The sequence below is a fragment of the Acidovorax sp. GW821-FHT09B03 genome (genome assembly GCF_059418305.1).
Window position 1 is genome coordinate 492,093 of sequence record NZ_JBWKPP010000003.1, and the last position, 12,589, is coordinate 504,681.

Genomic DNA, 12,589 nt, shown 5'->3' on the forward strand with positions numbered 1-12,589 from the left:
GTCTACATGCGTTTATGATGACGACGTAGACAGACTTGTCTACACCTTATCGGCTCTGCCCATACCGAGGTGCCGCCCATGGAATCCCGCCCGCCCCTGCCCCCCTTTTCGCTGGAAACCGCGATCCAGAAAGTCCGCCTGGCCGAAGACGGCTGGAACTCGCGCGATCCGGCACGCGTAGCGCTGGCCTACACCGAGGACACACGCTGGCGCAACCGCGCCGAGTTCCCGGTCGGGCGCGCGGCAGCGCAGCAGTTCCTCGAGCGCAAGTGGGCGCGCGAGCTCGACTACCGGCTCATCAAGGAAATCTGGGCGTTCAGCTCGCACCGCATCGGGGTGCGCTTCGCCTACGAATGGCACGACGATGCAGGCAACTGGTTTCGCAGCCACGGCAACGAGAACTGGGAATTCAACGACGCCGGGCTCATGGCCGTGCGCCATGCCAGCATCAACGACCAGCCGATCAAAGCGGCCGACCGGCTGTTCCACTGGCCCCAGGGCCGGCGCCCGGATGACCATCCAGGGTTGACCGAACTGGGCCTGTAAGTCAGTTGCTCAAGCCGTCCACGGCTTGGAACATCGACTGGCGGGCCTGGCTTACGATCTGACCCTTCCAGGCGTCGGTGTCGGTGTAGAAGGCTTCCAGCATCTGCGCCTTGATCTGTTTCGCCTGTTCGGCCGGTGCATCCGGGTGCAGGTTGAGCCACTGTTCGGCGCGGATCGCATTCATCACGTCGAGCACCGGCACGGTGCCGTACTCCATGGCGATGCCCGTGCTCTCGGCGTGCGGGCATTCGTCGTAGATCGCGTTCCACATCAGCCCGGTGAGGAAGGCCGAGGTCGAGGAGCCGTCGTAGATCGAGGTCACCGGCGTGGCACCGCCGCCACCCCACCAGGCGCGGGCACGGGCCACCGAGGCAGCGTCGTCCTTGCCCGCGTAGATGCGCTCGCCATGGCCGTTCGGGCCCAGGCCGGTGTGCAGGTCGATCCAGGCGATCTGCGAGGCGCCGGCGCCATGCTGGCGCAGCACCTGGCGCAGCGTGCGGTTGCTCCAGGTGGGCTTGGTGCCGCCGAAGAACAGGCCCTGCGGAAACTCGTGCTGGCCGCGCGATATTGCGGCCTGCCAGGCACCCTCGCCATGCGTGTCGATGTACTGCTGCACGGCAGCCAAGTTGTCGGCACCGGGTGGCCATTGCTCGGGCAGCAGCAGGGGCTGCACCTCGCGGTAGGCCTCGTTCACGGGCAGGGGCTGGCTGAAATCCTGGAAGTTGCGGTTCAGGTCCACGTTCTCGTGCGTGAAGCGGCGCACGTGCGAGAAACCATAGGGGTTGAGCGCATGGATGTAGAGCGTGGCCACACCGGCCGCGTGCGCCTTGTCACGCCACTCCTGGTCGTGCAGCGCGAACACCTGCACGCCCGTGCCGCAGTAGCCTTCCACCCCGTGGCAGGCACTGCTCACGATGAGCAGCTTCTTCGCGCCGGCCGGACCATCGCGCACCACGTCCATGGCCAGGTCCTCGCCATCGCGGCCCTTGAGCGGATGGGCATACGACTCGATGGGCAGGCCGGCCGCCGCCGCGCCCTCCAGAAACTTCTTGCGGGCCTGGGCGTAGCTGGGCGAAAAGGCGTCGACGATGCCGATCATGGGGCGGTTGCTTTCGTGGGTGGGTTGGGAACACAAAGAAAACCCGGGGCACGCAGGGGCGCCCAGGGCTTCAGGACAGAAACGACAACCGGTGTCAGTCAGGCCGCCGTGGGCTGGGCCAGCCACTCTTCGGCCAGCTTGACCCAGTAGGTCGCGCCCAGCGGGATCAGGTCGTCGTTGAAGTCGTAGCTCGGGTTGTGCAGCGTGCAGGGGCCGCCGCCATGGCCCATCTCGCGGTGGGCGCCGTCGCCGTTGGCGATGAAGCAGTAGGCACCGGGCTTGGCCTGCAGCATGAAGGCGAAGTCCTCGGCGCCCATGGTGGGCTCCTGCACCATCACATTGGCCTCGCCGACGATGCCGGCCATGACCTTGCGCGCGAACTCGGCCTCGGCCGGCGAGTTCACGGTCGGCGGGTAGTTGCGGTGGAAGTGGAATTCGCAGGTGGCGTCGTGCGCGGCGCAGGTGTGCTCGGCCACCTGCTTCATGCGCTTTTCGATCAGGTCCAGCACCTCGATGGAGAAAGTGCGCACCGTGCCCTGCAGCTCGCAGCTGTCGGGCACCACGTTGGTGGCTTCGCCCGCGTGCACCATGGTCACCGAGATCACGCCCGCGTCCACCGGCTTCTTGTTGCGGCTGATGATGGTCTGGAAGGCCTGCACCATCTGGCAGGCGATCGGCACCGGGTCGATGCCGTTGTGCGGCAACGCGGCGTGGCTGCCCTTGCCGCGGATGGTGATCTTGAACTCGTTGCTCGACGCCATCACCGGCCCCGGGCTCACCGCGAACTGGCCCACGGGCATGCCGGGCCAGTTGTGCATGCCGTAGACGGCCTGCATGGGGAACTGCTCGAACAGGCCGTCGGTGATCATCTCGCGCGCACCGCCACCGCCCTCTTCGGCCGGCTGGAAGATCAGGTACACGGTGCCGTCGAAATTGCGGTGCTTGGCGAAATGCTGCGCTGCAGCAAGCAGCATGGCCGTGTGGCCGTCATGCCCGCAGGCGTGCATCTTGCCGGTGTGCTTGCTGGCATGGGCAAAGGTGTTGAACTCCTGCATGGGCAGGGCGTCCATGTCGGCGCGCAGGCCGATGGCCCGGCCGCTGGCCCCCCCGTCACGCCCCTTGACGATGCCGACCACGCCCGTGGTGCCCAGGCCGCGGTGGATGGGAATGCCCCATTCGGTGAGCTTGTTGGCCACCACGTCGGCCGTGCGCACCTCTTCGAAGCACAGCTCGGGGTGGGCGTGAATGTCCCGGCGCACCGCTGCAATACTGGCGGCCTGGGTGACGATGGAGTCAATAACGTTCATGATATGTGTCCTTACGATTTCACAGTCTAGCGCGAGAACGTATTTATGGCTTTTCCGGGGATCGCGCAAGTTCCTTGTCGGGATGAGATGCTAGGCGCGGTGCGCTGCCAATAGCCCAGCTATTGGCGAGCGCCGCAACGCCGCAGACCACCCGACAAGGCACTTGCCCTTCGGGTTGAGGTGCAATCGGGCGATTGCGGGGCGAAGCCGCTTGCATGGGCACGAGCCCATGCGGCGCAACATTGGCACCGCACTCATCCCGATTGCACCTCAACGCGACCCCGGAAAAGCCGTAAATACGTTCTCACAGCAACCTATGTGCCAACCCGGGTTAATCACCAGTCCATGCCCATGATTTCCTCCCCCGCCCTCGACCTTGCGCAGACCCTGGTGCGCATGAACACGGTGAGCCAGAACTCCAATCTGGAGCTGATCCACTTCATCCGCGACCACCTGGCAAAGCTGGGCGTGAAAAGCCGCCTGACCTACAACGACGACAAGACCAAGGCCAACCTGTTCGCCACGCTGGGCGAGGGCAAACAGAGCGGCATCATCCTCTCGGGCCACACCGACACCGTGCCCTGGGACGGCCAAGACTGGACGATGGACCCGCTGAGTGCCCTCGTCAAGGACGGCAACCTGTACGGCCGCGGCAGTGCCGACATGAAGGCCTTCATCGGCATCGCGCTCTCGCACGCCGCGCAGTTCCTGGCCAGCGACGCGCCATTTGCCGTGCACTTCGCCTTCAGCTATGACGAAGAAGTGGGCTGCTTCGGCGTGAAGGAGCTGATCGCCGACCTGCGCGACGCCAACATCCGTCCGCTGGCCTGCATCGTGGGCGAGCCCACGAGCATGGTGCCGGCCATTGCCCACAAGGGCGTGTACCGCTACAAGTGCTGCGTGCGCGGCAAGGAAGCACATTCCTCGCTCACGCCGCATTCGGTGAACGCCATCGAGATGGCGGCGCGCGTGGTGGGCCGGGTGCGCGACATGGCCGAGGGCTTCGAGCGCAGCGAGCCGCGCTTCGAGGGTTTCGACGTGCCGTTCTCCACCGCCAGCGTGGGCCAGTTCCACGGCGGCATTGCCGACAACGTGGTGCCGCGCGACGCCGAATTCCGCTACGAATTCCGCGACCTGCCCACGGCCAACGCCGCCCAGATGCAGTCCGAGGTGTTGGCCTATGCGCGCTCGCTCGAACCTGCGATGCAGAAGGTGGCGCCACAGACCGGTTTCAGCTTCGAGACCATCTGCGAGATCCCGAGCTTTCTGGGCAGCAAGGACGACGCCGTGACCCGCCTGGCGCAGGAACTGAGCGGCGAGCAGGGCACCACCCTGGTGGCCTTCGGCACCGAAGCCGGGCTGTTCAAGAACGCCGGCATCCCCACCGTGGTCTGCGGCCCCGGCAGCATCCAGCAGGCGCACCAGCCCGACGAGTACGTGAGCCTGGAACAACTGGGCCGCTGCGAGGCCTTCATGCAGGGCCTGGCATCGACCAAGGCCTTCGGCTGACACGCAAGGGGCGTCAGGTCCTCACGCGCCCATCACCGGTCAGCATCGACATCTCGACGAAGTTCGAGGCCGCATGGTCGGTGGCGCTGTAGGACACCTGGAAGCCCGAGATGGCCTGGCTGCCCAGGCCTTCGAGCCCGGCGATCAGGCTGTCGCGGGTGATCTTGCCGTTGGCCTGGCGCAGGCCTTCGGCAAAGACGCGAGCCGCCACGAACCCCTCCATGCTGGAGTAGTTGGCCTGCACCTTGTCGCCTCCCTTCTTGATGGCCTCCAGGAACTCGCGCGTGATCTGGCGCGAGGGCTGGTAGGGCGAAGGCATGACCTGCGAGACCACCACGCCGGCGCCGTCCTTGCCCAGCTCGTCGGCCAGGGCCTGCGTGCCCACGAAGGACACGTTGTAGAACGTGCCGCCAAAGCCCGCCTTGCGCGCGGCCCGCACGAAGGCGGCGCTGCCCGCGTACGCGGCGATCTGCACCACGGCATCGGGCTTGGCGGCCACCAGCTTCTCGACGGCGGCCTTCACATCCACCGAATTGCGCTCCACCGTCGCCGTGGCCACGGGCGCCAGTTTCTGCTCGGTCAGCGCACGCACCACGCCATCGAGCCCGGCCTTGCCATAGGCATCGTTCTGGTGGAAGACCGCGATCTTCTTGAGCCCCAGGTTGGTGAGCTGGCGCACGATGAGCGCGGTTTCGTCGTAGTACGAGGCGCGCACATGGAACACCAGCCGGTTGAACGGCTGGCGCAAGGCCTCGGCCCCGGTGAACGGGCCGAAGAACGGCACCTTCTCCTTGGTGAACAGTGGCAGCGCCGCCAGGCTGGTGGGGGTGCCGATATAGCCGAACAGCGCGAACACGTCGTCGGCCATGAGTTTTCGGGTGTTTTCGGCGCAGCGGTCCGGCTCGTAGCCATCGTCGAGCGTGCGGATCTCGATCTGCCGCTTGCCCACGCCGCCCTGGGCATTGAGCTGGTCGAAGAACAGCTTGGCCCCCTGGTGGAACTGGATACCGAGCTGCGCCGCCGGCCCCGTGAACGGGGCCGACTGGCCCAGCACGATGCGCCCTTCGCTCTGCGCCCGGGCGGTCTGAAAGCCGGCGAGTGCCACGGCACCCAAGCCCACGGAAAACTGCCTGCGCCCCAATACAACGTGGTTCATGGTGAAATCCCGGTTCTAAGAAAATCCCAAGAGCGGTGCGTCCGCGATACGCCCGGACGGGCCGCGCCACAAGCGCGCCACCAGCCCTGCATGCCAGTTTAACGACCAGCCCCACCCATGCCTACGATTTCGGCCCCTGTTTCCCCTGAATCCGTGTCCCTGATGGTACGTGGCGCCTGCCCCCACGACTGCCCCGACACCTGCGCGCTGCTGACCACCGTGGTCGATGGCGTGGCCACCCGGGTGCAGGGCAACCCCGCGCATGCGCACACCGATGGCGTGCTGTGCGCCAAGGTCTCGCGCTATACCGAGCGCAGCTACCACCCGGAGCGGGTGCTCACACCGCTCAAACGCAGCGGCCCCAAGGGCAGCGGGCAGTTCACGCCCGTCAGCTGGGACGAGGCCCTGGGCGACATCGCACAGCGCCTTTCCACCATCGCCGCGCACGACCCCGAGGCCATCCTGCCCTACAGCTACGCCGGCACCATGGGCATGGTGCAGGGCGAGAGCATGGACCGGCGCTTCTTCCACCAGCTCGGCGCCTCGCTGCTGGACCGCACCATCTGCGCCTCGGCCGGCGCCGAGGCCCTGGTGCAGACCCTGGGCGGCAAGGTCGGCATGAAGGTGGAGTTCTTCGCCGAGGCACAGCTGATCCTGATCTGGGGCAGCAACTCCATCGGCAGCAACCTGCATTTCTGGCGCTATGCCCAGCAGGCCAAGCGCAACGGTGCGAAGCTGGTCTGCATCGACCCGCGCAAGACCGAGACAGCCGACAAGTGCCACGAGCACATCGCCCTGCGCCCCGGCACCGATGCCGCGCTGGCCCTGGCGCTGATGCACGAGCTGATCGCCCACGACTGGCTGGACCACGACTACATCGCACGCCACACCCTGGGCTGGGAAGGCCTGCGCGAGCGCGCCCTGCAGTGGCCACCCGAACGCGCGGCCGAAGTCTGCGGCATTTCCGTGGAGCAGATCCGCCAGTTGGCCAAGGACTACGGCACGACCCAGCCCGCCGCCATCCGCCTGAACTACGGCATGCAGCGCGTGCGCGGCGGCGGCAATGCCGTGCGCGCCGTCACCTGCCTGCCGGCGCTCACGGGCGCCTGGCGCCACCGTGCGGGCGGCATGCTGCTGTCCAGCTCGGGCCAGTACCCGGTGCAGCGCGCCGTGCTGCAGCGCCCCGACCTGCTGGCGGGCCGCCAGCCGCGCACCATCAACATGTCCACCATCGGCGACGACCTGCTGCGCCCGGCCTCGCCCGGCTTCGGCCCCCAGGTGCAGGCCGTGGTGGTGTACAACAGCAACCCCGTGGCCGTGGCCCCCGAGTCGGGCAAGGTGGTGCAGGGCTTTGCGCGCGAAGACCTGTTCACCGTGGTGCTGGAGCACTTTCACACCGATACGGCCGACTACGCCGACTACATCCTGCCGGCCACCACGCAGCTCGAGCACTGGGACGTGCACCTCTCTTACGGCCACACCGACGTGGTGCTCAACCGCCCGGCCATCGCCCCGCTGGGCGAGGCGCGCTCCAACGCCCAGATCTTCCGCGACCTAGCCGCGCGCATGGGCTACACCGACCCGTGCTTTGCCGACGACGACGCCACCCTGTGCCGCCAGGCCTTCGGCGATGCGGTGGACTATGCGCTGCTCGAATCGCAGGGCTTTGCCACGCTGGCCATGCCCGACGCGCCGTTTGCCGAGGGCCAGTTCCCCTCGCCCTCGGGCAAATGCGAGTTCTACAGCGCACGCCTGGCCACCCAGGGCCTGGACGGCCTGCCCGACCACCTGCCCAACTACGAGCTGCAGGGCAGCTCGGCTGCCTACCCCTTGGCGATGATCTCGCCGCCCGCGCGCAACTTCCTGAACTCCAGCTTCGTCAACGTGAAGACCTTGCGCGACATCGAAGGCCGGCCGCTGCTGGAGATCCACCCCGACGACGCCGAGGCGCGCGGCATCGCCAACGACAGCATCGTGCGCGTGTTCAACGCCCGGGGCAGCTACCGCTGCCACGCCAGCGTGTCGCGCCGGGCCCGGCCCGGCGTGGTCAACGGCATGGGCATCTGGTGGCGCAAGCTGGGGCTCGACGGCACCAACGTCAACGAGATCACCAGCCAGGCCCTGACCGACCTGGGCCGCGCCCCCACCTTCTACGACTGTCTGGTGGAGGTGGAGGCCGTGGACGAGCAGGCCGCCTGAGCCCTCAAGCCCCTGGCGCCAGCGCCAGGTAGTGGTGCACCACGGGCTTGCCAGGCCCCTGGTGAAAGCGCAGCGCCTGGGCCTGCAGGTCGGCATCGGCCTGGGAGACGCGGTCGTGCTGGCGCAGGTGCTCGGCCCAGGATTCGACCAGGAACCATTCGATCACGCGCTCGGGCTCGCCCGTGTGCTCGGCCACGCCCCAGGCATAGGCGCCGTCGCGCCGGCGCTCCGCGGCCACCCGTTGCATGGCCTGCAGGAAGGCCGGCTGGTCCTCCTTGCGGATGCGGTACTCCACCTGCACCATGACCGGGCCGCGGTCGTGCGCCACGGGTTCGGCCAGCAGGGGCTCGGGCCAGTGGCGCGAGGGCTGCAGGTCCGCCTCGCCCGTGGGCAGCTTCACGCGGTGGAACACGAAGGCCACCAGCACCAGCCCGGCCGCGCCGATGAGCAGCGTGGTCGCCAACCCCATTTGCCCCGCCACCAGGCCCCAGCCCAGGCTGCCGGCCGCCATGGCACCGTTGAACACCATGAGGTAGATGGCCAGGCCGCGCCCGCGCACCCAGTTGGGCAGCACCGCCTGGGCCACGCCGTTGAGCGTGGTCAGCGCAATGATCCAGCCCAAGCCCAGCACCAGCATCAGCGCCACGGCGGCCCATTGCGGCGGCGCCAGGGTCAGCGCCCCCATCACAACCGCGGTGAGCAGCGAGGCGGTGAGCACCAGGCCATCGGTGTCGAGCCGGCGGCGCAGCCGGGGCAGCAGCACGGCGCCCAAGATGGCGCCCGCACCCACCGCGCCCAGCAGCACGCCATAGAACCCGGCCGAGCCGCCCAGCATGCGCCGGGCCACCAGCGGCAACATTGCCCACACCGAGCTTGCGAACAGGAAGAACACCGCCGCGCGCAGCAGCACCACGTGCAGCTCGCGGCTGGCGCGGGCATAGCGCACGCCAGCCCGGAAGGCGCCGAAGAACTGCTCATTGCGCCCCGTGTCCACGGCCGGCGGCCGGCGCCACCACAGCAGGGCCGCGACCACAAACACGTAGCTCAGCACGTCGAGGCCATAGGCCGCTGCCGCGCCGAAGCTGGCCAGCAGCAGGCCGCCCACCGCCGGGCCCACGGCACGGGCGATGTTGATGCCCAGCGAGTTGAGCGCCACGGCATTGCGCAGCTCGCTGCGCGGCACCAGCTCGGGCACGATGGACTGCCAGGTCGGGCCCATCAGGGCTGCGCCCACGCCGCCCAGGAAGGTCAGCGCGATCAGGTACTCCACCGTGAGGGTGTGGGTGTGCGCCAGCAGCAGCAGGGCACCGCTCACGCCGGCCAGCAGGATCTGCACGCCGATCAGGAAGCGCCGCCGGTCAAGGATGTCCGACAGCACGCCGGCCGGCAACGCGAGAAGGAAGATCGGCAGCGTGGCCGCCGTCTGCACCAGGGCCACGGCCGTGGGGCTGGTGGACAGCTCGGTCACCATCCAGGCGCTGGCCACGTCGCGCATGAAGCTGCCGATGTTGCCCAGGATGGTGGCGGCCCACAGCACCGCGAACACCGGCAGGCGCAGCGGGGCGAAGGCGCCGCCGCTGGCTGCAGCGGCAGGTTGCGCGGAGGGGTGTTGGTGTTCATGCGCCATAAAGGCCTCCCAGGTCGTGCCAGGCCACGAGCACGAAACCGCCCGCCAGACCCCAGTGTTCAAAGAATGCGTTGGCCGTGGCCCGGCGCTCTGCCGGTGCGGCCTGCCAGAAGCGGTCGGCCACGAAGGCCGCCAGCACCGTGAAGCCCGCCAGGGCCAGCGCCCCCAGCCACCGGTGCCAGCCCGAGACCACCAGGGCCGAAGCGCCCAGCTGCAAGGCAATCGTGGCCAGCGCCAGCGGCGCGGCCGGCGCCAGGCCGAAGTGCCGCATCTCGGCCACGGCACCAGCGAAGTCGCGCGCCTTGGCCAGGCCGCCCTGCAGGTAGGCCGCACACAGGCACAGCAGGGCCAGCGACTGCACCCAGGGCGCGGTCGCTGCGGAGTGAAGGACTTCCGACATCACACCGCCCAGCAGGCGCAGCCCAGCGCGCCCCAGAAGCCCTTGAGGTCGGCAATCGGCAGCTGGCTGCTCCAGGCCGTGGCGTGCTGGTGGCCGTGCACATTGCAGTCATTGGCGCAGGCACAGGCGGCAGCCGCCTGGCGCAGGGCCGCCTGCAGGGGCTTGCCTTCCTGGTCGCCCCAGCCGGCGTAGCCGCCGAAGGTGCGCACCGGCGACCAGTCGGGCATGGCGGGCGGCGGCGCGGCACCGTCGTGCGCGGCGAATTCGCCCACGCCGTAGACCACCTTGCCACCCACCACGGTGAGCAGGGCCGTGGTGTCGGCGATGTCGGATTCGGGGCAGGCGAAGAAGTCGCGGTCGGGCACCACCAGGTCGGCGAGCTGGCCCACCTCTATGCGGCCCTTCTTGCCCTCTTCGTTGGAAAACCAGGTCACGTTCTCGGTCCACATGCGCAGCGCGGCCTCGCGGTCCAGGCAGTTGCGCTGCGGGGTCAGCTGCAGGCCGCCCACCGTCTTGCCGGTGACCAGCCAGGACAGGGATACCCAGGGGTTGTACGAAGCCACACGCGTGGCGTCGGTGCCTGCGGAGACCTTGACGCCTTTTTCGAGCATGCGCTTGACGGGCGGCGTGGCCTCGGCCGCGCCGGCGCCGTAGCGTTCGACGAAGTACTCACCCTGGTAGGCCATGCGGTGCTGCACGGCCACGCCGCCGCCCAGCGCCGCGATGCGGTCGATGGAGCGCTCGGAGATGGTCTCGGCATGGTCGAAGAACCAGTTCAGGCCGGCCAGCGGCGTGTCGCGGTTCACCTTCTCGAACACGTCGAGCGCGCGGGTGATGGTCTCGTCGTAGGTGGCGTGCATGCGCCAGGGCCAGCGGTTCTGCGCCAGGATGCGCACCACGTCTTCCAGGTCGTCCTCCATCTCCGGGCCCATGTCGGGCCGGGGCTGGCGGAAGTCCTCGAAGTCGGCAGCCGAGAACACCAGCATCTCGCCCGCGCCGTTGTGGCGAAAGTAGTCCGTGCCCTGCTTGTACTGCGAGGTGGCTGTCCAGTGCAGGAAGTCCTCTTTCTCCTGCTTGGGCTTTTGCGTGAACAGGTTGTAGGCCAGGCGGATGGTGAGCTGGTCGGCGTCGGCCAGCTCCTGGATTACGGCGTAGTCGTCAGGGTAGGCCTGGAAGCCCCCGCCCGCGTCGATGGCGCCCGTGACACCGAGGCGGTTGAGCTCGCGCATAAAGTGGCGCGTGGAATTGACCTGGTAGTCGTGCGGCAGCTTCGGGCCCTTGGCCAGCGTGGCGTAGAGGATGGCGGCATTGGGCTTGGCCAGCAGCAGGCCTGTGGGGTTGCCCGCGCTGTCGCGCACGATCTCGCCGCCCGGGGGCGCGGGGGTCTCGCGCGTGTAGCCCACGGCGCGCAGCGCGGCGGCGTTGAGCAGGGCGCGGTCGTACAGGTGCAGGATGAACACCGGCGTGTCGGGCGCCACGGCATTGAGCTCGGCGATGGTGGGCAGGCGCTTCTCGGCAAACTGGTGTTCGGTGAAGCCGCCCACCACGCGCACCCACTGCGGCGCGGGCGTCACCGCCACCTGGCGGCGCAGCATGGCCATGGCGTCGGCCAGGCTGCGCACGCCGTCCCAGCGCAGTTCCATGTTGAAGTTCAGGCCGCCGCGGATGATGTGCAGGTGGTTGTCGATGAGGCCGGGCAGGACCGAACGGCCCTGCAGGTCGATGACGCGGGTGCCGGGGCCGGCCAGCGGCAGGATCTCGCGGTCCGTGCCGACCTGGATGAAGCGGCCACCCGCGATGGCCACGGCGCTGGCCGTGGGCTGGGCCCGGTTGAGCGTGGTGAAGCGGCCGTAGTGCAGGATCAGGTCGGGCGTGCTGGTCTGGGCCATGGGAAGGATTCTTTCAGAAGCGGGAATTGAGCGGATGGCACTTGCGGCCACAACGGCGCCTGGAGGTTACCCCCGGCGCGGCTGAGAAAACTCAGCGAAGCGGTTCTGGCTAGGCGCTGCGTCGCAGGCAGTACGCGAGTACGACAAGACGCAGCAACGACGCCAGAAGAGTTTTATCAGCCGCGCTCAGCCTTCGTGGGCGTTGAACATGGTCTTGGCGTAGGTGATGCCAAGACCGTAGCCCCCGCCGAACTTCTTGGCGATGCCCGTCGTCATGTCATAGGTCTCCGTGCGGGCCCAGTCGCGTTGCAGCTCCAGCAGGTACTGCAGCGCGGTGATGGGCCGTGCACCGGCCTGCACCATGCGCTCCATGGCGCGGTTGTGGGCCTCGGTGGAGATGTCGCCGCTGGCGTCGGCGATCACGTAGGCCTCGAAGCCCTGGTCCAGTGCCGACAGGGCCGGCCCGACGATGCAGACGCTGGTCCACAGGCCGGCCAGCACGATGCGCGGCTTGCCGATGGCATTGATGCGATCGATCACCGCGGCATCCTCCCAGGTGTTCATGGAAGTGCGGTCCAGCAGCGCCTGGCCGGGGAAGGGGGCCGTGACTTCCTCGAACATGGGGCCCGAAAAGCTCTTTTCGGCCACGGTGGTGAGGATGGTCGGCACCTGGAAGCCGGCCGCTGCGCTGGCCACCAGGCCGGCGTTGGAGCGCAGCGTGATCGCGTCGATGGAATGCGTGGCAAAGGCCATCTGCGACTGGAAGTCGATCATCACCAGGGTGTGGTCGTTCGGGGTGAGCAGCGTGGAACCGGCGGTGGGCTTGGCGATGGGCGTCATGGGAATTTCCTGGAAAT

The 12,589-nt window shown here is 68.2% G+C and carries 10 protein-coding genes; 3 read left to right on the forward strand and 7 right to left on the reverse strand.

From position 1 onward, the window contains the following. Positions 1-78: 78 nt before the first annotated feature. Positions 79-546, forward strand: coding sequence for a nuclear transport factor 2 family protein (locus tag AC07PA_RS08720; RefSeq protein ID WP_007848846.1), 468 nt, complete (start codon positions 79-81; stop codon positions 544-546). 1 nt (position 547) lies between these two features. Here the strand turns inward: AC07PA_RS08720 and AC07PA_RS08725 are convergent, their stop codons facing one another. Further along, on the reverse strand, positions 548-1,645 hold the full coding sequence (locus AC07PA_RS08725) for a M14 family metallopeptidase (RefSeq protein ID WP_494609197.1): 1,098 nt from the start codon (positions 1,643-1,645) through the stop codon (positions 548-550). A gap of 98 nt (positions 1,646-1,743) precedes the next feature. Then, on the reverse strand, positions 1,744-2,952 hold the full coding sequence (locus AC07PA_RS08730; protein ID WP_007848842.1) for a M20 aminoacylase family protein: 1,209 nt from the start codon (positions 2,950-2,952) through the stop codon (positions 1,744-1,746). A gap of 351 nt (positions 2,953-3,303) precedes the next feature. On the opposite strand from AC07PA_RS08730, the gene argE reads away from it, so the two are divergent. Beyond that, positions 3,304-4,461 carry an acetylornithine deacetylase gene (gene argE, locus AC07PA_RS08735; RefSeq protein WP_494609196.1) on the forward strand — a complete coding sequence of 386 codons (1,158 nt, stop codon included), beginning with the start codon at positions 3,304-3,306 and terminating at the stop codon, positions 4,459-4,461. Positions 4,462-4,474: 13 nt separating this feature from the next. On the opposite strand, the gene AC07PA_RS08740 is transcribed toward argE, so the two are convergent. Continuing rightward, positions 4,475-5,617, reverse strand: a complete 1,143-nt coding sequence (locus AC07PA_RS08740) for an ABC transporter substrate-binding protein (RefSeq protein ID WP_494609195.1) — start codon at positions 5,615-5,617, stop codon at positions 4,475-4,477. A 117-nt stretch (positions 5,618-5,734) separates the two neighbouring features. On the opposite strand from AC07PA_RS08740, the gene AC07PA_RS08745 reads away from it, so the two are divergent. Further along, the gene (locus tag AC07PA_RS08745; RefSeq protein ID WP_494609194.1) at positions 5,735-7,816 is read left to right on the forward strand and encodes a molybdopterin-containing oxidoreductase family protein; all 2,082 of its coding nucleotides are present in this window, start codon (positions 5,735-5,737) and stop codon (positions 7,814-7,816) included. A 4-nt stretch (positions 7,817-7,820) separates the two neighbouring features. On the opposite strand, the gene AC07PA_RS08750 is transcribed toward AC07PA_RS08745, so the two are convergent. The 4 genes from AC07PA_RS08750 to AC07PA_RS08765 form a co-directional block, all read right to left on the reverse strand. Further along, the gene (locus tag AC07PA_RS08750) at positions 7,821-9,443 is read right to left on the reverse strand and encodes an MFS transporter (RefSeq protein ID WP_494609193.1); all 1,623 of its coding nucleotides are present in this window, start codon (positions 9,441-9,443) and stop codon (positions 7,821-7,823) included. Beyond that, a complete protein-coding gene (locus tag AC07PA_RS08755) occupies positions 9,433-9,843 on the reverse strand; it encodes a DoxX family protein (protein WP_494609192.1) in 411 nt (136 codons plus the stop codon). The genes AC07PA_RS08750 and AC07PA_RS08755 overlap by 11 nt, the downstream gene beginning before the upstream one ends. Continuing rightward, positions 9,843-11,732: an amidohydrolase gene (locus AC07PA_RS08760; RefSeq protein WP_494609191.1), complete on the reverse strand. Its 1,890-nt coding sequence runs from the start codon at positions 11,730-11,732 to the stop codon at positions 9,843-9,845. Before AC07PA_RS08760 ends, AC07PA_RS08755 begins: the two co-directional genes overlap by 1 nt. 186 nt (positions 11,733-11,918) lie before the next feature. Continuing rightward, entirely contained in the window at positions 11,919-12,572 is a 654-nt protein-coding gene (locus AC07PA_RS08765; RefSeq protein WP_494609190.1) for a hydrolase, read from the reverse strand. Positions 12,573-12,589: the final 17 nt, after the last annotated feature.

Excerpts from the sequence above, each read along its gene's own strand:
- AC07PA_RS08720 (WP_007848846.1), top strand. The coding sequence starts at position 79 with ATGGAATCCCGCCCGCCCCTGCCCCCCTTTTCGCTGGAAACCGCGATC.
- AC07PA_RS08725 (WP_494609197.1), bottom strand. The coding sequence starts at position 1,645 with ATGATCGGCATCGTCGACGCCTTTTCGCCCAGCTACGCCCAGGCCCGC.
- AC07PA_RS08730 (WP_007848842.1), bottom strand. The coding sequence starts at position 2,952 with ATGAACGTTATTGACTCCATCGTCACCCAGGCCGCCAGTATTGCAGCG.
- argE (WP_494609196.1), top strand. The coding sequence starts at position 3,304 with ATGATTTCCTCCCCCGCCCTCGACCTTGCGCAGACCCTGGTGCGCATG.
- AC07PA_RS08740 (WP_494609195.1), bottom strand. The coding sequence starts at position 5,617 with ATGAACCACGTTGTATTGGGGCGCAGGCAGTTTTCCGTGGGCTTGGGT.
- AC07PA_RS08745 (WP_494609194.1), top strand. The coding sequence starts at position 5,735 with ATGCCTACGATTTCGGCCCCTGTTTCCCCTGAATCCGTGTCCCTGATG.
- AC07PA_RS08750 (WP_494609193.1), bottom strand. The coding sequence starts at position 9,443 with ATGGCGCATGAACACCAACACCCCTCCGCGCAACCTGCCGCTGCAGCC.
- AC07PA_RS08755 (WP_494609192.1), bottom strand. The coding sequence starts at position 9,843 with ATGTCGGAAGTCCTTCACTCCGCAGCGACCGCGCCCTGGGTGCAGTCG.
- AC07PA_RS08760 (WP_494609191.1), bottom strand. The coding sequence starts at position 11,732 with ATGGCCCAGACCAGCACGCCCGACCTGATCCTGCACTACGGCCGCTTC.
- AC07PA_RS08765 (WP_494609190.1), bottom strand. The coding sequence starts at position 12,572 with ATGACGCCCATCGCCAAGCCCACCGCCGGTTCCACGCTGCTCACCCCG.